We start from the raw sequence: 16,947 nt of genomic DNA on the forward strand, positions 1-16,947 counted from the left end.
TCGCCGGCCTTGCCGTGCACCCATTGGAGAGTCGAGATGTCCCGTATCAATCTTCGTAACATCCCTGGCAAGCTCGGCATCGCCCTGGCTGCCGTCGTATCGCTCAGCGCAATCGCGAGTTTCTCTCAAGCCGAAGAGGTGAAGGTCCCCGCACAAGCCGCGCCGGCAAAAAACTGGCAGGCGGGGCTGCATCGCACGGATCTGTTGCGTCAGGACCTCGACGTCTCAGGGCGTGAAGTGATTCAGGTTCTGGTTGATTTCGATGCAGGCGTGGCTTCCCCCAAGCATTCTCATCCTGGGGTTGAAGTGGCCCACGTCATCTCGGGGACGTTCGAGTATCAGCTTGAAGGGCAGGCACCGGTCACGCTCAAGGCGGGCGATTCCTTGTACATCCCCGCCGGCACCGCGCACGTCGCCAAGAACGTTGGTGACAGCAAAGCCTCGGAACTGGCGACTTACATCGTGAACAAAGACGCGCCGCTGGTGGTGCTGGAGCAATAAGCGATGGACGCCCGATGCGTTGCACCGGGCGTCATGCTCAAACCGCGGGTTTAGAGATTGGTGGTTGAATCTCCGGGCCATCCAGCCTGACGCAAGGCCTTGAGCAGTGTTTTCTCATCCAGACCCGGTACGGCGTGACCGTTGCCTTCCGTCGTTTCAGAGGCCAGCAGGGCGTTGATGATGGCTTCTTCGACCGCTTCGGTTGCGGCCAGGAACAACTCGCTGATGTGGTCGTTGTTGACCATACGCAGGTCGTCGCAGGTTGGCGCCCCTTTGCCTTCATAGGCCGCTGGCGGCACGTGCTGGTTACCGGTGGCGAAGGCGATGAAAATGTCGCCGCTGTGGTCTTCGTTGCCGCCGCCGGTGCGAGCAAGTCCCAGGCTGGCGCGCTGTGCCAGCCGTGTGCATTGGTGCGGCAGCAATGGCGCATCGGTGGCCAGGCAAACGACGATCGAACCCATCCCCGGATGAGGCAACGACGCCCTGAGAAACGGCGAGTCGGCTTTTTCCATGTACCGCCCGACCGGGTAACCATCGACGCGCAATTCGTTGCGAATACCATGGTTGGCCTGGACGATGGCGCCGACGGTCCAGCCGCCCTGTGCCTTGCTCAATTGCCGCGAGGAGGTGCCGATGCCGCCCTTGAACTCGTGGCAGATCATCCCGCTGCCGCCGCCCACGGCACCTTCCGTTACCGCGCCGCCCACTGCGTTGCGTTGCGCTTGGGCCACGTGCTCGGGCTTCACATGAAAACCGTTGATATCGCTGAGCAGGCCGTCGTAGGTCTCCAGCACCACGGGCATGTTCCAGTAGAGTCGGCCATCGTCGGGTTGGGCTTCGCGATCCAGCGCAATCAGCGCATCACGCACCACGCCCAGGCTGTGGGTGTTGGTGAAGGCAATCGGGCTGGTCAGCAGACCGGCTTCGCGAATCCACTCAAGACCGGTGGCGTCGCCATTGCCGTTGAGCACATGGACGCCGGCAAAACACGGTTGCTGATTGGTCGACCCGGCACGCGGTTCGATCAGGGTGACACCGGTGAAGATGTCACGGCCGCTGGCGGTTCGTCCACGCACATCGCTGTGGCCGACGCGTACGCCAGGCACATCGGTGATGGCATTGAGGGGGCCAGGTTGCAGTTGGCCGAACTGGATGTTCAAGTCGCGGGCACGTGGTTTCATCGTTTCTCTCATGTTCATCGAATGGTTAATTCACAAGGGACAGGATCGGTTGCGTTTTACTGGCCGTTCTTCACTTTGCTCCAGACTCGCGTGCGCACTCGTTCGGTGGCTGGCGGCAGAGGCTGGAGGGTGAACAACGTGGCCAGGGCTTCGGCGGACGGGTAGACGGCCGGGTTGTTGCGGGTCGCTTCGGCCACCAGCGGCGTCGCGTTGCGGTTACCGTTGGGGTAGGACAGGTGATCGCTGACCGGGGCGATGACTTCGGGGCGCATCAGGTAGTCGATGAAAGCCAGGCCTTGCTCCGGATGCGGTGCGTCCTTGAGCAACACCAGCGTATCGAACCAGACCGGCGCACCTTCCTTGGGCAGGCTGTAGGCGATTTTCACGCCGTTGTTGGCCTGCTCGGCGTTTTTCTTGGCTTCCAGCATGGCGCCCGACCAACCCACGGCCACGCAAATGTCGCCGTTAGCCAGGTCGCTGATGAACTTGGACGAATTGAAGTAAGTGATGTGCGGGCGCAGCTTGAGCAGCAGCGCTTCGGCTTTTTTGTAGTCTTCGGGGTTAGTGCTGTTGGGCGGCAAGCCCAGGTAGTGCAGGGCGACCGGCAGCATCTCGGAGGGCGAGTCAAGCATCGCTACGCCGCACTGGCCGAGCTTGGCCAGGTTCTCTTCGTTGAACACCAGGTCCCAGGAATCCACCGGGGCCTTGTCGCCCAGTGCGGCGCGGACCTTATCGATGTTGTAGCCGATGCCGTTGGTGCCCCACAGATACGGCACGGCGTACTGGTTGCCCGGATCGTTGTTGGCCAGTTTCGCCAACAGGTCGGTGTCCATGTTCTTGAAATCCGGCATCTGCGCGCGGGGCAGAGGCGCCAGGGCACCGGCCTTGATCAGGGTCGGCAGGCTGAAGTTGCTCGCCACCACTACGTCGTATCCGCTGCGGCTGGTCAGCAGTTTGCCTTCCAGCACTTCGGCGCTGTCGAAGGTGTCGTAAACCGGCTCGATACCGGTATCACGCTTGAAGTCGTGCAGGGTGTTGGGACCGATGTAGTCATACCAGTTGTAGACATGAACGGTCGGGCCATCCACTGCGAAGGCCGACAGCGAAACGCACAAAAGAGCGCTCAGTCCGAGATTGATCTGTTGACGGGGACGACTCATGATGCGGCACTCCTGGCCTACTGCAGGCCGGTAATGATCAGGTGCTTGCAGCGTATCGGCAGGCGTAATACACACCCATTCCCATCATGGGTTACTCGAAAGGGGTAGTGCGTGGACGCGTTGTTGAAAGAGTTACCGGTGCATCAGGGGCTGGCGCGGGTATTTGGTGCGTTGGGGCAGGACGGTTTCTGGCGCGCGCTGGTCGACACGCTGCGGCTGTTGGTGCCGATGGACAACGCCCTGGTGGCGCTGCTGCACTCGGGGCGAGTGCCACGGTTGTTGATCGACTTCGACTCAAAAGGCAGCGCCACCGAGCAGGAAGAACTGGCGGACTACAGCGCCGGCATGTACTTACTCGATCCTTTTTACCAAGCGGTGTGTGCCGGCATTGTCGATGGTTTGCACAGCCTGGATTCGGTGGCCGCCGACCAGTTCCTGCAGAGCGAGTACTACTTGAGCTATTTCCGCTCGGTGGTGGGCAGTGACGAATTGCAATTCATGGTCAACGTCGACGGCGCCGTGCTCGGTCTGTCGATGGGCCGCTCAACGCGATTCACCCTCCAGGAGCAGGGCCGCTTGCTGTGCGTGCGTGACTGGGTGCTGGCGGCGATGCGCCGTCATCTGCAATTGATGCCGCCGCAAGGCGTGGCCGCCGAGCCTGTGGCCGGCGATCTGGCAACCTTGCTGGATCGCTTCGATGCGCGCTTGTCGGTACGGGAAATCGAAACCGCGCGACTGATTCTCCAGGGCTTTTCCAGCAAAGCCATGGCCCAGCAAATGGGCATTTCACCGGAGACGGTGAAAGTGCACCGGCGTAATCTCTATCACAAGCTCAATGTGAATGGTCACGGCGAGTTGTTTGCGCTGGTACTTCAGCCGCATTGATCAGCTGATTCTCTGTGGGCGCACTCAGGCCCCCAGCTTGAACACCAGCGCCTTCAACCCGCATTCAATATCAGCGTCCGGAAACTCCGGCGGGTTCTCCAGCCGTTGCTCGAAACGCAGGCTCGGCGCTTCTCGCTCGACACCCTCAATCAGGAAGTCGGCACCGAACGCCGGGTCATTCATGCACGCCAGTACTGTGCCCTCGGGGCTGAGCAATTCCGGCAGGCGGCGCAGCACGCGCTGGTAATCCTTGGTCAGCAGGAAACTGCCTTTCTGGAAGGACGGAGGGTCGATGATCACCAGATCGTAAGGGCCTTTGCCAATCACCTTGCCCCAGGATTTGAACAGATCGTGGCCGAGAAACGTCACCTTGCTCATGTCGTGGCCATTGAGCCGGTGGTTGTCGCGGCCACGGTTCAGGGCCGGGCTGGACATGTCCAGATTGACCACGTGTTCGGCGCCGCCCTCGATGGCCGCCACCGAAAAACCGCAGGTATAGGCGAACAGATTCAACACCCGTTTGCCCTCGGCATTGGCCCTGACCCAATCACGGCCATAGCGCATGTCGAGGAACAGCCCGGTGTTCTGCTTGCGGCCCAGGTCGACGCGATAGCGCAGGCCACCTTCGGTGATGGTCATTTCCTCGATGGCGTCCCCCAGCAACCATTCGGTGGTGCTTTGCAGCAGGTAACGGTGTTGCAGCAGCAGGGTTTGCGCGCCGGATTGTTTCCATTCCGACGATTGGGTGATGTCCATCAGCACGCCTTTCAGCGCTTCCAGCTGCGATGCCTCAGGTTCCTTGAACAGCGACACCAGCACCACGCCCTGCAACCAATCGACGGTCAATTGCTCCAGCCCCGGCCAGCATCGGCCACGGCCGTGGAACAGCCGGCGGGTTTCCGCAGGGGCCGCTGCCAGCGCTGTCAGCAAATGGTTGTGCAGGGTGGAGAGGGCGTCTGAGTTCATCGGGCAGCGTCGGCAATTTTGGGGGGCGGCATTTTAACCACAATTGCGGGGCGAGCACCGCAGTCAGGCATCGAGAGTTATCACGTTTTATTTAACTTTGCGTGAGGATTTGGCGAACAGTCGGCTCGCATAATCGGCTCCAACCAATAACAACAGCCACCGGGAGCCCGACATGTCGAAGTTAACCGCTTCACCCACGGTCAGCACGCATCCTCGCTGGCTGCGACTAACCCACTGGCTGAACGCCCTGGCGGTGCTGGTCATGGTCACCAGCGGTTGGCGCATCTACAACGCTTCCCCGCTTTACGATTTCAGTTTTCCCAAGGCCATCACGCTGGGCGGCTGGCTGGGGGGCGCCTTGCAGTGGCATTTCGCAGCCATGTGGTTGCTGGCCATCAACGGCCTTGTCTATCTCGTCATCAACATCACCAGCGGCCGTCTGTCGCGGCGCTTTTTCCCGGTTTCACCCAACGGCGTCCTGCATGACCTGTGGGCAGCCTTGCGCGGCCGGCTGGGTCATGCCGACCTGAGTCATTACAACCAGGTGCAACGTGTGGCTTACCTGTTCGTGATGGTCGACATCACGCTGCTGGTGCTGTCCGGGCTGGTGTTGTGGAAGTCCGTCCAGTTTCCGTTGTTGCGTGAACTGCTGGGTGGGTACGACACGGCGCGGCATGTGCACTTCATCGCGATGTCGCTGCTGGTGGCCTTCGTCGCGGTTCATCTGGTGATGGTCGCGGTGGTGCCAAAAACGTTGTGGGCCATGATTTTCGGGCACAAGGAGCCTGTATGAAAAAGCGCATCGTAGGCTCAGGGCTGGACGAGTCCTCCATCCTGTCCGACGCCCGTAAAATCATTGCCCCGCAGATCGAAGACCGTTCGCGTCGCTCGTTCCTGCTACGCGGCTTGACCCTCGGTGGCGTCGCCCTGTTGTCCGGCTGCGACCTTACCGACAACGAAAGCGTCGATACCGCACTGTCTTCCATGTCCCGGTTCAATGACCGGGTGCAGGGCTGGTTGTTCAACCCCAACGCACTGGCGCCGACCTATCCCGAGTCGATGATCACTCGACCGTTTCCCTTCAATGCCTTTTACGGTATCGATGAGGCGCCGACGGTGGAGGAGGAGAGCTATCGACTGGAGGTCACCGGCATGGTCGCGGACAAACGCAGTTGGCGCCTCGAAGAACTGCGCGCCATGCCTCAAACCGACCAGATCACCCGGCACATCTGCGTCGAAGGCTGGAGCGCGATCGGGCGCTGGGGCGGCGTGCGCTTCAGTGATTTTCTGAAACGGGTCGGCGCCGATACGGACGCCAAATATGTCGGCTTCAAGTGCGCTGACGATTACTACACCAGCATCGACATGGCCACCGCGCTGCATTCGCAAACCCTGCTGACACTGACCTATGACGGCGCGGTGCTGCCGCGCCAGTACGGCTTCCCGATGAAGCTGCGCATGCCCACCAAGCTGGGCTACAAAAATCCCAAACACATTCAGGCGATTTTCGTCACCAACACCTATCCGGGTGGCTACTGGGAAGACCAGGGCTACAACTGGTTCGGTGGTAGTTGACGGCCCTGGTTATTCATCGCGCAGCCTGTGCTGCGCTCAATCGCAACCTGTGCTTCTGGAGTCTCATCATGAAAAAGCTGACCACCGTTGTCCTGTCCATGTGCCTCGCCGTGGGCGCTGCCAGCGTTTTTGCCGCCGAGGCCACAACCAATAACGGCATGAGCAACGACAGCATGAGCAAGGACGCCATGTCCAAAGATGCCATGCAGAAAAACACGATGAAAAAGGATGCCATGTCCAAGGACACGATGAAAAAGGATGCCATGAGCAAAGACACGATGAAAAAAGACGCCATGAGCAAGGACACGATGAAAAAGGACGAGATGTCCAAGGACGCCATGAAAAAAGACGCCACCTCGTACTGACCCGAACACCGTCCCTGCGGGTCGGAACATGGCTGACAGGCGCCGAAGCAGACTGCTAGGCGCCTGTTTTTGTCGTCTGCCTGTATCAAAAGTGAATTTCCGTCGAGTCCGCTGCTCATACCTGTAGGCGGCGGATTTGAGTCCGCGAAATCATTTGTGCAATCAGGGAGTGACGAAGTCATGTGTCCAGTATCGATGGCGGGCGAGCACCTTCCAGAAAGGTTGATTCTGGTGGTCGAGGATGACCCGTTGATCCTGGAGTTTCTCTGCGAAATTCTTCAGGAGGAAGGTTTCAAGGTTGTACCGCATACCAGCGCAGACGCTGCTTCACTGTATCTGGATCAGCATGCCGACGGTGTCTCGCTGCTACTGACCGACATCACCATGCCAGGGAAAATCAACGGTGCGGCATTGGCCAATCTGTGCGGTGATCGCTGGCCGCAGACGCCAATCATGATCATGTCCGGTTTCGAAACCCCCGAAACCTCCGGAGTGAAGCACCCGGTCACGTTCATCAAGAAGCCCTGGGCAATCGGGCAATTGCTGGATTGCGTAGACGTAGCCTTGAAGTCCAAAACGCTCGGCTGATACGTCGTTGTCTCTTTGCAAGTGCTACATTGCTCGGCGAACCCGTCCTGGCTCTTGCGAGAGGAAGCTCATCCTTGTCTGCCCACGATTGCATTTTGAATACGCCGTATCGTGCCTTTCTGTTTGATATGGATGGCACCGTCCTCAACTCCATCGCCGCCGCCGAGCGGATCTGGACAACCTGGGCCTTGCGCCACGGGGTGGATGTCGAATCTTTCCTGCCGACCATTCATGGCGCCCGGGCCATCGACACCATCAATCGTCTGGCCTTGCCGGCAGTTGATGCCGAGGCAGAAGCCAACTGGATAACCGAAGCGGAAATCGAGGACGTCGAGGGGATTGTCGAGGTGTCCGGCGCGGCGAACTTCCTGAACGGCTTGCCGGCGAATCAATGGGCGATCGTCACCTCGGCGCCGAGAGCGCTGGCCTTGCGCCGAATGGCCGCTGCGGGGATTCCCGAGCCTGCCGTGATGGTCACCGCCGAAGACGTCAGCGCCGGCAAACCGGATCCTTCGGGCTATCGACTGGCCGCTGGACGGCTAGGTTTTCAGGTCAACGATTGTCTGATATTCGAAGACGCCGCCGTGGGCATTCTGGCGGCGGAAGCTGCCGGGGCAGACCTTGTGATCATCACCGCGACACATGACCATCCGATCCAGACGCGACATGCCACCTTTGCCGGTTATGACCGGGTGACCGCGCAACTAGATCCCGATGGAAAACTCTGCCTGATGCAATTCTAAGTATGGGGCGGGCTTCAATAAATTCCGGGAATCAACCGCCAGCTTCTCGCGCAATAAGCCTCGTATTCACTCCCGAATTGCGCCCTTAACAGCGCCTCTTCCGAGTGAATGCGGGCAATCAGCGGAATCACCGTCAGCGCCGCCAGCATCAGTCCGACACTCGAGCGAAAACCCAGGGCCCAGCCCACGCCGATCACCATCATTCCCAGGTAACTGGGGTTACGCAAACGCCGGTAAATGCCGTCGGTGACCAGACGGTGTCCCGGTTGAATCGCCACCAGCCCGCTAAAACGCTTGCCCAGCACAAACACCGGCCACATCCGCAGCGCGCCGCCGACGATAAACAGCAATGCCCCCAGCCAGCGCACACCTTCGCCACCGAAGGTCCAGAAGTCGATCCGGTCGGTATAGGCCGGCAGGTAGCCACTCAACAAACCGATCACCCCGAACGCCGGCAGCACCCAGCGATTAGCCCGGTCTTCGCGTTCGCCGGAACTCAAATTGACCTCGGTGAACAGCGAGGCAATGACCATCGCCAAGGTGGCGAAGGCAATGACCACCAGCGGCGCATGAGAAAAAAACGCCGCCAAACCGCCCAGCCCCCAGATCGCGAGACCGAGGTAGGCGAGGGTGGAGACGATGGCGAAAAACGCCAGTTTGGGCGAGATTTTCATGGGCATCCTTCCGGAGTTGCACCGACTTCTTCAGTGTAGAGGGTCAGGCTGATTCGTCGGCGCAGCCTGCTCACTCGGCATCACGCGGTCATCCGCGACCTGGCGTTGCGCCGAATCACCTGTGGCGGCTGACCAAACGCGCGCAGGAAGGCTTCGCGCATGCGGCGACGGTCAGTGAATCCGGACTCGGTGGCGATTTGATCAAGGGTCAGGCGCCCGTGTTCGAGCAGTTGTCGCGCCGATTCCAGCCGCAGGTTTTCGATGGCCTTGGCCGGGGACTGGCCGGTTTCGGCGCGAAAGGTCCGGCTGAATTGGCGAGGACTCAGGCGCGCGACTTCCGCCAGTTGCTCCACCGATAACGGTGACGCCAAGTGTTCCCGGGCGTAGCCGAGGACGGTCTGTATACGGTCGGATTTGGGCGCCAGTTCCAGCAACGCCGAATGCTGTGACTGGCCACCCCCGCGGCGCTGATACATCACCAGCTTCTGCGCGACGGCGCGGGCCAGTTCGGCACCGTGGTCCTTTTCGACCATCGCCAGCGCGAGGTCGATGCCGGCGGTCATGCCCGCCGAGGTCCAGAAGGCACCGTCGACTACGTAAATGCGGTCTTCTTCAACCTTGATCGAGGGAAACCGCGCTTGCAGTTCTCGCGCGTAAGCCCAGTGCGTGGTGGCGCGCCGCCCATCGAGCAACCCGGCCTGGGCCAGCACGAATGCCCCCGAACAAATCGAGGCGGTGCGCCGTGCGGTTTTGACGCTGGCGCGCAAGTAGGACAACACGCCTTCGGGTGCCTGTTGGAGGACACAATCGCCACCGACCACGATTACCGTGTCGAACACCCGCTCATCGAACGCCTGGGTCCCGACGCTCAATCCGCCGGAAGCGCGCAACGTGCGGCCGTCCTCAGAGATCACGCTCACGTCATACAGCGCTTCGCCGGCGCTGAAGTTGGCGTACTCGAACACTGGCATGGCGGCCAGCGCCATGGACTGAAAACCCTCGAAAACCACGAACGCCACGGATGTCATCGATGATGCCCTCAAACGGTCATGTCCGAAAAACGTACTTTAAACGTCATTTGAGACGAGCGTAAGTCAATTTATAACAGTTCACACCCGGCGACCTTATCGCCTCACTGTGAAGGAAATTGAACATGGCCCTCTCATCCAAAGGCACCGCACTGATTACTGGCGCTTCTTCGGGCATCGGCGCGGTTTATGCCGACCGTCTCGCGCGCCAGGGTTACGACCTGATTCTGGTGGCTCGCAGCCAGGCAAAGCTCAACGCGCTGGCCAACCACCTGAGCAACGAAACCGGCCGCGTCATCGAAGTGGTCGCCGCTGATCTCAAGCAAAAGGCTGACCTGTTCAGGGTCGAAAGCATTCTGCGCAACGACGCGAGCATCACATTGTTGGTCAACAATGCCGGCGTTGGCGGTGTCATGCCGTTACTCGGCAGCCCGGTGGACGACATGGAAGACATGGTCGCGCTCAATGTCACCGCGTTGATGCGTTTGTCCTATGCCGTGGTGCCTGGGTTTGTGGCACGCGGCACCGGCACTGTGATCAACATCGCCTCAATCGTCGCAATCGCCCCGGAAATTCTCAATGGCGTCTACGGTGGGACCAAGGCGTTTGTCTTGGGATTGAGCCAGTCAATGCAGCATGAACTGGCCGACAAGGGCGTTCATGTTCAAGCCGTGCTGCCCGGGGCTACTGCCACCGACTTCTGGAGCGAGGCCGGCAACCCGGTGGAAAACCTGCCGCAAGAGATCGTCATGTCCGCCGAGGATATGGTCGATGCCGCGTTGTTGGGACTGGCGAGAGGGGAAGTGGTGACGATCCCGAGTTTGCACGAGGGCGACAAGTGGGATACCTACGAAAGTCAGCGCCAAGTGCTGTCCGGGTCGTTTGGCCACTCGTCGGTGGCGCCGCGCTATCGGTAGAAGGTAACCTTGGGGGCAAGGTGAACTAAGCTTGAATAAGGACCATTCACACCGACGTGTCGAAAATCCCGACAGGTCGGTGTTGCCCTAGGGAGCGCAAAATGCTGCACATCAGAACGCCGTTGATTCTGCACCCGGGCTTGTCGACGCCGGCCCGACGTATCTGGCTCAAACTGGAAAACCTGCAGCCCAGCGGTTCATTCAAATTACGCGGCATGGGCCTGTTGTGCAGTCAGGCCAAGGCACAGGGTAAACGCAAAGTCGTTTGTCCATCCGGTGGTAACGCCGGTTTTGCCACGGCCATGGCGGCCGCGGCCCTCGGGTTGCAAGCCTGCATCGTGGTCCCGCACACCACGCCAGAAACCACTCGTGCGCGGATCAGCAAAACCGGGGCCGAGGTGATCGTTCATGGCAAGGTCTGGGACGAGGCCAATCAACGGGCGAAAGAACTCTCGCAAGAATCGGATACTCAATACGTACCGGCGTTTGACCATCCCGTGTTGTGGGAAGGGCACAGCACGCTGATCGATGAAGTCCTGGAGGACTGTCCTCAAGTCGATGCGATCGTGACGTCGGTGGGGGGCGGCGGTTTGCTGTCGGGCATCCTGACCGGGTTGATTCGGCACAACCGCAGAGATTGCCGGATCATCGCCTGCGAAACCCTGGGGGCAGCATCTTTTGCGGCCGCCATGGAGGCTGGCCATCCAGTCAGATTGCCGCGAATCGATACCGTCGCCACTTCGCTTGGCGCGGCACAAGTGGCCGACTGGCCCGTGCAGCACATTCGCGAGTTTCCCTACGAATGCGTGGTGCTCGGCGATGATGAGGCGATCATGGGCGTGGTGCGTTACGCCAGCGACCTGCGTCAACTGGTCGAGCCGGCATGCGGTGTTTCATTGGCTGTCGCCTACCTTGACCATCCGGCGATTGCCCAGGCCCATGACGTGGTTATTGTGGTGTGTGGCGGGGTCAGCATCAGCGCACAGCTGGTCGCTGGCTGGGCGCGTTCATTGCCGCGGTGAAACGAGGCAGGGCTGCAAACGATCCAGGTGTCGCTAGCCCTACCGCTACATTTCAATCCTTACTGACCCGCTGTGCTTTCCTGAATAAGGATGGCTCTGGCCAACTCTTCGTCGCTGGCTTTGAGGCTTGGATTGTCCTGGCGGATTTTATTCAACACCGATTCGAGATAAACCCCACGAATCGTACCGCCACTGGCCACGAAGCTGGAGGCATCATCACGAGCGGGAATCGCCAGTTTGTGATCCTTGAACGTCGAGTAAAGCGACGCAGAAACCCCTGCTGAGGTGGCGACATCGCCCGCATCCACTTTGGCGAAGGCCGACCCGAAGGGTAAACACAACATGAATGATGAAACGATAATCAGACGGCGCATGGCAAAGTCCTCTGAAGCGTGAAGCAAAAAAGAAGTACCTCATAATTTAGGATGCATGGGGGTTGTCAGGAGTTCCCTGGCGATGCGTTATCCATTCAAAAGCGTCTGCTGGAAGACTCAGCCTCTCGCCGCGCATACGATGATTTCCACCAACAACCGTGGGTCCGCCAGTTTCGCCTCACCACAGGCACGGGCCGGCGCGTGCCCTGTCGGGACCCAGGCATCCCACACGGCGTTCATCGCTTCGAAATCCGCCATGTCAGCCAGCCAGATAGTGGTCTGCAGCATCTGCTCTCTGGACGAACCGGCTTCTTCGAGCAAGACATCGATGCGCGCAAGCGCGTCACGCGTCTGGTCGGCGACGTCATGATGAGGTTCGCCGACTTGCCCGGCCAGGTACACGGTTTTGCCGTGGATAACGATCTGGCTCATGCGCTGGTTAGTGTGTTTACGCTCGATGATGTGCATCAATTGTTCTCCTTTGAAATGGAATCGCTCAGAAGCGTTGCACTGAAAAACTGTCCAGCCAGGAGGGGGCTTTACCGGCAATGCAGTCAGCGACCAACTGCCCGGTGGCCCCCGCCAGTGTCAGGCCCAGGTGCTGGTGACCGAAGGCGTAGATCATTCGCGGCTCGTTAGGCGATGGACCGATGACCGGCAGCGAATCGGGCAACGAAGGGCGGAACCCGAGCCAGCGGCGCGCGACCGGTTCAGTCAGGCCCATGACGCGGCGTACATGTCGCTCCAGATAGTCGAAGCGCTTTGGATTGGCCGGGTCGTTGATCGAACCGAGTTCCACCGTGCCCGCCACACGCAGGCGTCCGGCCATGGGCGTCATGTAGAACGCGCTTTCCACCGGGCAGCAGGGGCGATTGAGCAGCGTGTCTTGCAGATCAAATTCGATGTGATAGCCGCGTTCGGTATCCAGTGGGATGTGATCCCCGACCTGACGCGCCAACGCGGCGGACCACGCTCCGCCGCACAACACAACCCGGTCTGCGCGCCAGGTCTTGCCTTCGGCGCTGCTAAGGTGCAGGCCATCGGCCTGGCGTTGTACACCGGTGATTGTTGCCTGATGCAGCACACCTTCGGCAACCAGTGGTGCGGCCAACGCTTCGATGAAGGCGCGCGGATCGTCCATGTGCGACGACTCCGGGAACAGGATGCCGGCCACTGATTTGCCTGCGAGGGCCGGCTCCAGCTGATCGACATCGGCAGCGCTCAGCACCTGTTGCGCAATCCCCAGCGAACGGCGCAGCTGGATCGCGGCCTGGGCGCCGGCGAAACCTTGCTCCGTGCCATAGGCATAGAGGCAACCGTTGTGGCGCAAATGTTGATCGGCCTGTGGGCAGTCGGCCAGCAACGGTGCATAGCCGTCGTAGGTGCGCTGGAGGATTTTTGTCAGCGCCAGGGTGTTCGCTTCACAGCGCGAAGCACGGCACTCATTGAGAAAACGCAACAGCCAGGGCATCAGTCGGGGCAGACGTGCCCAGTTGATGACGAAGGGCGATTCCTGCGAGAACAGCAGCGACGGAATCGCCTTGAGCAGCGACGGCTGCGCAATCGGCATCACACCGTAAGGTGCCAGGGTGCCGGCATTGCCGTAGGACGCTCCGCTAGCTATCGCATCGCGCTCCAGCAACACCACCTGATAACCCTGGCGGCGCAGCCAGAGTGCGGTGGCAACCCCGACAACGCCTGCGCCGATGACGGCGATTTCGCAATGAACTGGCTGTGTCATGTTCCTCAGATCCGGTTGTGCATGTAGAGATGACCCTGGCGCGCCAATTGACTGATGACGTTCAAGGCTTTGATCAGCGAGTCCCGTGACAGGGCCGCCGAGATGTTGATTCGCACTGCTTGCGGCGAGAGTTCCGGACGCAGGGTGAAGGCGCCACCGGCCAGCAGCACGACGCCGCGGTCGTGGCACAGGCGGGCAAAGCGCGAGCCGGTCCAGGGTTCCGGCAAAACCAGCCAGGCGTGCGTGCCGGTGGCGCTGTGCTGAAATTCGAGGCCTTCAAGGTGAGTGGCCAGCAACGCTTGGCGGATGCGCAGTTCTTCGCGCTGTTCCGAGACCAACTGATCGGCATGACCGTCCTCGATCAACCGGGTGGCAATCAGGGCGGTCAGCGGCGAAGTGCTCCAGCAGTCGATGCGTTGCATGGCGGCGATGTCTTGCACCAGCGGTTGCGGCGCCATGACAAAGCCCATGCGCAACCCCGGCGCGATGCATTTGGACAGGGCGGAAATGTAGATCGTGCGCTCCGGCATCAGCGCCGCAAAGGCGGGCGGCGATTGGTCCAGCAGCGGCCGATAGACGTCGTCTTCAATGACCAGCAGGTTGGTTTCACGGATCACCGCGGCCAGTTCTTCACGGCGCTCGGTGTCCAGGGTGATGGCAGTAGGGTTGTGAATCGACGGCACCAGAAACAGCAGCCGTGGCTGATGTTCGGCACACGCCAGGCGCAACGCTTCGGGCGACATGCCGCGAGCGTCGGCGTCGACCCCGACCAGGATCAGGCCCAGCGAACGGCACAAGGCGTTGATGCCTTGATAGGTCACGCTGTCGGCCAACACGGTATCGCCGCTGTTAGTCAGGCTGCGCAGTGTATTGGCAATGCCATGCTGGGCGCCTTCGACGATCAGCATTTGCGAGGCCTGGGCCTCGACGCCTGTGTGTCGTAACCACTGGGCGGCGGCTTCACGGGCCCAAAGCGGACCTTCGGAAGGGTGATAGTCCTTCATGTCGCCGAAACGCGGATCGCTCGACAGTCGCGGCAGCAGTTGCGCCAGGACCCGATTGAACCCGTCGGTGGCGGGGCGGTTGACGCTCAGGTCGACGGTGCCGGGGTCATTGCTCGGCGCCGACTGGAACTGCGCGGCGGGATGGCGTGGCTGCGCGACTTGTGTGCCACGACCGGGACGGCTTTCTACCAGGCCTTTCTGTTGCAACACCGCCATGGCTTTGGTCACCGTGGTGATGTTCACCCCCAGTGCACTGGCGAACTCGCGATGGGGCGGTAGACGCTCGCCCGGTTTGAGCTTGCCGTTGCCGATCGCTTCAGCCAATGAATCGGCCAATTGGGCGTAAAGGGTCTCGGCCTTGTCGCGCTGCAACGCGGCACTGGCTTTCAGTTCATCCAGCAATTGTTCGAATTGACTCATGGTGCTGTTCCCTGCTTGTCATGCTTGTAGCAAGACAATAAGCAAATTTGTATTGCTTTTTATCCGATACAAAGCCCATTGACAAGCTAAAAATCCGTGATTAGTGTGTGAGTTGTAATGCTTGTCATGCAACACAATAAGAAAATGGCTGCCATGCTCAGCCCAACGGGTACGCACATGACTATCGAAACGTTCCAGCCGGGTTCGTCCCGGCACCACCGACTCTTCAGGCTGTCAGCGGGCGGCACAGAGTATCCGGTGTGTTGTCCCCCTCGCGCAAAGTCTTCGATGAAATTATCCGGTCAATCGACCCCAGACCCTGAAGCGGAGGTCATCCAGTGAACAACGCCCAGCCAACCGATACAAAACCCGGCCAGCAGCGCCTTAGCGGGGCCTTGCGTCAGCGCCATATCACGATGATTTCCCTCGGCGGGATCATCGGTGCAGGCCTGTTCGTCGGCAGCAGTGCAACGATTCAGGCCATTGGCCCGGCGGCGTTCCTCAGTTATCTCGCTGCCGGCATCGTGGTGATGCTGGTCATGCGCATGCTCGGCGAAATGGCCGTGGCGCTGCCCGGCGTCGGTTCCTTTACCGAATACGCCCGAATCGGCCTGGGCAATTGGGTCGGCTTTACCAGCGGCTGGTTGTACTGGTACTTCTGGGTGATCGTGGTGGCGGTGGAAGCGGTGGTCGGCGCCAATATTCTCCAGCAATGGATACCATTGCCGGCGTGGATGATCGGCCTGAGCCTGCTGGCAGTCATGACCGCCATCAACTGCCTGTCCGTGAAGTCCTACGGCGAGTTCGAATACTGGTTCGCTTCATTGAAAGTCTTCGCGATCATCGTCTTCATCTTCGTGGTCGGCGCCTACCTCTTTGGTTTCGCCCCGAGCACCAGCGACCTGCTGGGCAACCTGGTGAATGACCGCGGCTTCATGCCTTACGGCGTCAGCGCGATTCTGGCGGGTGTGCCGACGGTCATCTTTGCGGTCGGCGGCGCAGAGATTGCGACCATCGCCGCCGCAGAGTCCGACGATCCATCCAAGAACGTGGCTAACATGACCCGTTCGGTGATCTTCCGGGTCATCACCTTTTATGTCGGCTCGATCTTCCTGATTGTCTGCGTGGTGCCGTGGGGGCAAATCGTTGCCGGTCACTCGCCGTTCGTGGCGGCGCTTGAAGTCATGCGCATTCCTGGCGCCGCGATGATCATGCAAGCGGTGGTGCTGGTGGCGGTGCTGTCGGCGCTGAACTCCGGGTTGTACGTGTCTTCGCGGATTCTGTTCGGCCTCAGTCAGCGCGGCGATGCGCCAGCAAAACTGTCGATGCTGACCGGGCGCAAAGTGCCCCGGGCGGCCGTACTGCTGAGCAGCGTGATCGGCTACATCGCGATCATGGCGGCGATCATTTCTCCAGAAGGCGTGTTCCTGTTCCTGGTCAATGCCTCCGGTGCGGTGATGCTGTTCGTGTACCTCGCGGTGGCGCTGGCGCAGATCAAGGTTCGCCGCCAGGTAGAAGCCACGGCGCCGGCCCGACTGACCCTCAAGATGTGGCTGTTTCCGTGGCTGTCCTATGCTGTGGTGGCAGTGATTGCGGGTGTTTTGGTCGCCATGGCGTTCCAGGAATCCTTGCGTACCCAGTTCCTTGCCAGCCTCGTCAGTCTTGGCGTGGTCTCCGCCGCTTACGTGGTGCTCAAGCGCCGTCGTCAGCAGGTCAGCAAGCCCCACCTCAGCGCAATCGACATTCTGGCGGGGGTTGCGACACGGTCTTGAAACGCAGGGATATCGAGCCACGGAGGGCTGT

19 protein-coding genes are annotated in these 16,947 nt (G+C 60.4%); 10 read left to right on the forward strand and 9 right to left on the reverse strand.

What is annotated here, in order from left to right:
• Nucleotides 1–36: 36 nt before the first annotated feature.
• Entirely contained in the window at nucleotides 37–501 is a 465-nt protein-coding gene (locus tag QRN31_RS07385; protein ID WP_285431113.1) for a cupin domain-containing protein, read from the forward strand.
• 50 nt (nucleotides 502–551) lie between these two features.
• On the opposite strand, the gene QRN31_RS07390 is transcribed toward QRN31_RS07385, so the two are convergent.
• Nucleotides 552–1,682: a DmpA family aminopeptidase gene (locus QRN31_RS07390; protein WP_285431114.1), complete on the reverse strand. Its 1,131-nt coding sequence runs from the start codon at nucleotides 1,680–1,682 to the stop codon at nucleotides 552–554.
• 56 nt (nucleotides 1,683–1,738) lie between these two features.
• Entirely contained in the window at nucleotides 1,739–2,842 is a 1,104-nt protein-coding gene (locus QRN31_RS07395; RefSeq protein WP_285431116.1) for an extracellular solute-binding protein, read from the reverse strand.
• A gap of 111 nt (nucleotides 2,843–2,953) precedes the next feature.
• Between QRN31_RS07395 and QRN31_RS07400 the strand changes: the two genes are divergently transcribed.
• Nucleotides 2,954–3,727, forward strand: coding sequence for a helix-turn-helix transcriptional regulator (locus QRN31_RS07400; RefSeq protein ID WP_285431117.1), 774 nt, complete (start codon nucleotides 2,954–2,956; stop codon nucleotides 3,725–3,727).
• Between the two features lie 24 nt (nucleotides 3,728–3,751).
• Here the strand turns inward: QRN31_RS07400 and QRN31_RS07405 are convergent, their stop codons facing one another.
• Complete coding sequence (locus QRN31_RS07405) at nucleotides 3,752–4,693, reverse strand: class I SAM-dependent methyltransferase (protein WP_285431119.1); 942 nt, start codon at nucleotides 4,691–4,693, stop codon at nucleotides 3,752–3,754.
• A gap of 172 nt (nucleotides 4,694–4,865) precedes the next feature.
• Here QRN31_RS07405 and QRN31_RS07410 point away from each other — a divergent pair, with 172 nt between their 5' ends.
• The 5 genes from QRN31_RS07410 to QRN31_RS07430 all read left to right on the forward strand — a co-directional run bounded on the left by QRN31_RS07410 (nucleotide 4,866) and on the right by QRN31_RS07430 (nucleotide 7,964).
• On the forward strand, nucleotides 4,866–5,486 hold the full coding sequence (locus QRN31_RS07410) for a cytochrome b/b6 domain-containing protein (protein WP_285431120.1): 621 nt from the start codon (nucleotides 4,866–4,868) through the stop codon (nucleotides 5,484–5,486).
• Nucleotides 5,483–6,268, forward strand: a complete 786-nt coding sequence (locus tag QRN31_RS07415; protein WP_285431122.1) for a molybdopterin-dependent oxidoreductase — start codon at nucleotides 5,483–5,485, stop codon at nucleotides 6,266–6,268. The genes QRN31_RS07410 and QRN31_RS07415 overlap by 4 nt, the downstream gene beginning before the upstream one ends.
• A gap of 68 nt (nucleotides 6,269–6,336) precedes the next feature.
• Complete coding sequence (locus tag QRN31_RS07420; protein ID WP_285431123.1) at nucleotides 6,337–6,633, forward strand: pentapeptide MXKDX repeat protein; 297 nt, start codon at nucleotides 6,337–6,339, stop codon at nucleotides 6,631–6,633.
• Nucleotides 6,634–6,813: 180 nt separating this feature from the next.
• The gene (locus QRN31_RS07425) at nucleotides 6,814–7,221 is read left to right on the forward strand and encodes a response regulator (RefSeq protein ID WP_285431124.1); all 408 of its coding nucleotides are present in this window, start codon (nucleotides 6,814–6,816) and stop codon (nucleotides 7,219–7,221) included.
• Between the two features lie 74 nt (nucleotides 7,222–7,295).
• Nucleotides 7,296–7,964, forward strand: coding sequence for an HAD-IA family hydrolase (locus tag QRN31_RS07430; protein ID WP_285431126.1), 669 nt, complete (start codon nucleotides 7,296–7,298; stop codon nucleotides 7,962–7,964).
• A 14-nt stretch (nucleotides 7,965–7,978) separates the two neighbouring features.
• Here QRN31_RS07430 and QRN31_RS07435 read toward each other — a convergent pair whose 3' ends face one another.
• A complete protein-coding gene (locus QRN31_RS07435; protein ID WP_285431127.1) occupies nucleotides 7,979–8,638 on the reverse strand; it encodes a methyltransferase family protein in 660 nt (219 codons plus the stop codon).
• 80 nt (nucleotides 8,639–8,718) lie between these two features.
• Nucleotides 8,719–9,666 carry a GlxA family transcriptional regulator gene (locus QRN31_RS07440; protein WP_285431128.1) on the reverse strand — a complete coding sequence of 316 codons (948 nt, stop codon included), beginning with the start codon at nucleotides 9,664–9,666 and terminating at the stop codon, nucleotides 8,719–8,721.
• A 125-nt stretch (nucleotides 9,667–9,791) separates the two neighbouring features.
• Between QRN31_RS07440 and QRN31_RS07445 the strand changes: the two genes are divergently transcribed.
• Both QRN31_RS07445 and QRN31_RS07450 read left to right on the forward strand, forming a co-directional pair.
• Entirely contained in the window at nucleotides 9,792–10,583 is a 792-nt protein-coding gene (locus QRN31_RS07445) for an SDR family NAD(P)-dependent oxidoreductase (RefSeq protein WP_285431130.1), read from the forward strand.
• Nucleotides 10,584–10,684: 101 nt separating this feature from the next.
• Nucleotides 10,685–11,605: a pyridoxal-phosphate dependent enzyme gene (locus tag QRN31_RS07450; RefSeq protein ID WP_285431132.1), complete on the forward strand. Its 921-nt coding sequence runs from the start codon at nucleotides 10,685–10,687 to the stop codon at nucleotides 11,603–11,605.
• 59 nt (nucleotides 11,606–11,664) lie between these two features.
• Here QRN31_RS07450 and QRN31_RS07455 read toward each other — a convergent pair whose 3' ends face one another.
• The 4 genes from QRN31_RS07455 to QRN31_RS07470 form a co-directional block, all read right to left on the reverse strand.
• On the reverse strand, nucleotides 11,665–11,979 hold the full coding sequence (locus QRN31_RS07455) for a DUF2388 domain-containing protein (protein WP_285431134.1): 315 nt from the start codon (nucleotides 11,977–11,979) through the stop codon (nucleotides 11,665–11,667).
• 117 nt (nucleotides 11,980–12,096) lie between these two features.
• Nucleotides 12,097–12,447, reverse strand: coding sequence for a RidA family protein (locus QRN31_RS07460; protein WP_285431136.1), 351 nt, complete (start codon nucleotides 12,445–12,447; stop codon nucleotides 12,097–12,099).
• Nucleotides 12,448–12,475: 28 nt separating this feature from the next.
• Nucleotides 12,476–13,720, reverse strand: a complete 1,245-nt coding sequence (locus QRN31_RS07465) for an NAD(P)/FAD-dependent oxidoreductase (RefSeq protein ID WP_285431138.1) — start codon at nucleotides 13,718–13,720, stop codon at nucleotides 12,476–12,478.
• Nucleotides 13,721–13,725: 5 nt separating this feature from the next.
• Nucleotides 13,726–15,144, reverse strand: coding sequence for an aminotransferase-like domain-containing protein (locus QRN31_RS07470; protein WP_285431140.1), 1,419 nt, complete (start codon nucleotides 15,142–15,144; stop codon nucleotides 13,726–13,728).
• A 338-nt stretch (nucleotides 15,145–15,482) separates the two neighbouring features.
• Between QRN31_RS07470 and QRN31_RS07475 the strand changes: the two genes are divergently transcribed.
• On the forward strand, nucleotides 15,483–16,916 hold the full coding sequence (locus QRN31_RS07475; RefSeq protein WP_285431141.1) for an amino acid permease: 1,434 nt from the start codon (nucleotides 15,483–15,485) through the stop codon (nucleotides 16,914–16,916).
• The last annotated feature ends 31 nt before the right edge of the window (nucleotides 16,917–16,947 follow it).

This window comes from Pseudomonas sp. fls2-241-R2A-110 (genome assembly GCF_030209165.1).
Classification (GTDB): Bacteria; Pseudomonadota; Gammaproteobacteria; order Pseudomonadales; family Pseudomonadaceae; genus Aquipseudomonas.

Coding starts and splice junctions, on each gene's coding strand:
- QRN31_RS07385 (WP_285431113.1), top strand. CDS start 37: ATGTCCCGTATCAATCTTCGTAACATCCCTGGCAAGCTCGGCATCGCC.
- QRN31_RS07390 (WP_285431114.1), bottom strand. CDS start 1,682: ATGAAACCACGTGCCCGCGACTTGAACATCCAGTTCGGCCAACTGCAA.
- QRN31_RS07395 (WP_285431116.1), bottom strand. CDS start 2,842: ATGAGTCGTCCCCGTCAACAGATCAATCTCGGACTGAGCGCTCTTTTG.
- QRN31_RS07405 (WP_285431119.1), bottom strand. CDS start 4,693: ATGAACTCAGACGCCCTCTCCACCCTGCACAACCATTTGCTGACAGCG.
- QRN31_RS07410 (WP_285431120.1), top strand. CDS start 4,866: ATGTCGAAGTTAACCGCTTCACCCACGGTCAGCACGCATCCTCGCTGG.
- QRN31_RS07415 (WP_285431122.1), top strand. CDS start 5,483: ATGAAAAAGCGCATCGTAGGCTCAGGGCTGGACGAGTCCTCCATCCTG.
- QRN31_RS07420 (WP_285431123.1), top strand. CDS start 6,337: ATGAAAAAGCTGACCACCGTTGTCCTGTCCATGTGCCTCGCCGTGGGC.
- QRN31_RS07425 (WP_285431124.1), top strand. CDS start 6,814: ATGTGTCCAGTATCGATGGCGGGCGAGCACCTTCCAGAAAGGTTGATT.
- QRN31_RS07435 (WP_285431127.1), bottom strand. CDS start 8,638: ATGAAAATCTCGCCCAAACTGGCGTTTTTCGCCATCGTCTCCACCCTC.
- QRN31_RS07440 (WP_285431128.1), bottom strand. CDS start 9,666: ATGACATCCGTGGCGTTCGTGGTTTTCGAGGGTTTTCAGTCCATGGCG.
- QRN31_RS07445 (WP_285431130.1), top strand. CDS start 9,792: ATGGCCCTCTCATCCAAAGGCACCGCACTGATTACTGGCGCTTCTTCG.
- QRN31_RS07450 (WP_285431132.1), top strand. CDS start 10,685: ATGCTGCACATCAGAACGCCGTTGATTCTGCACCCGGGCTTGTCGACG.
- QRN31_RS07455 (WP_285431134.1), bottom strand. CDS start 11,979: ATGCGCCGTCTGATTATCGTTTCATCATTCATGTTGTGTTTACCCTTC.
- QRN31_RS07460 (WP_285431136.1), bottom strand. CDS start 12,447: ATGCACATCATCGAGCGTAAACACACTAACCAGCGCATGAGCCAGATC.
- QRN31_RS07465 (WP_285431138.1), bottom strand. CDS start 13,720: ATGACACAGCCAGTTCATTGCGAAATCGCCGTCATCGGCGCAGGCGTT.
- QRN31_RS07470 (WP_285431140.1), bottom strand. CDS start 15,144: ATGAGTCAATTCGAACAATTGCTGGATGAACTGAAAGCCAGTGCCGCG.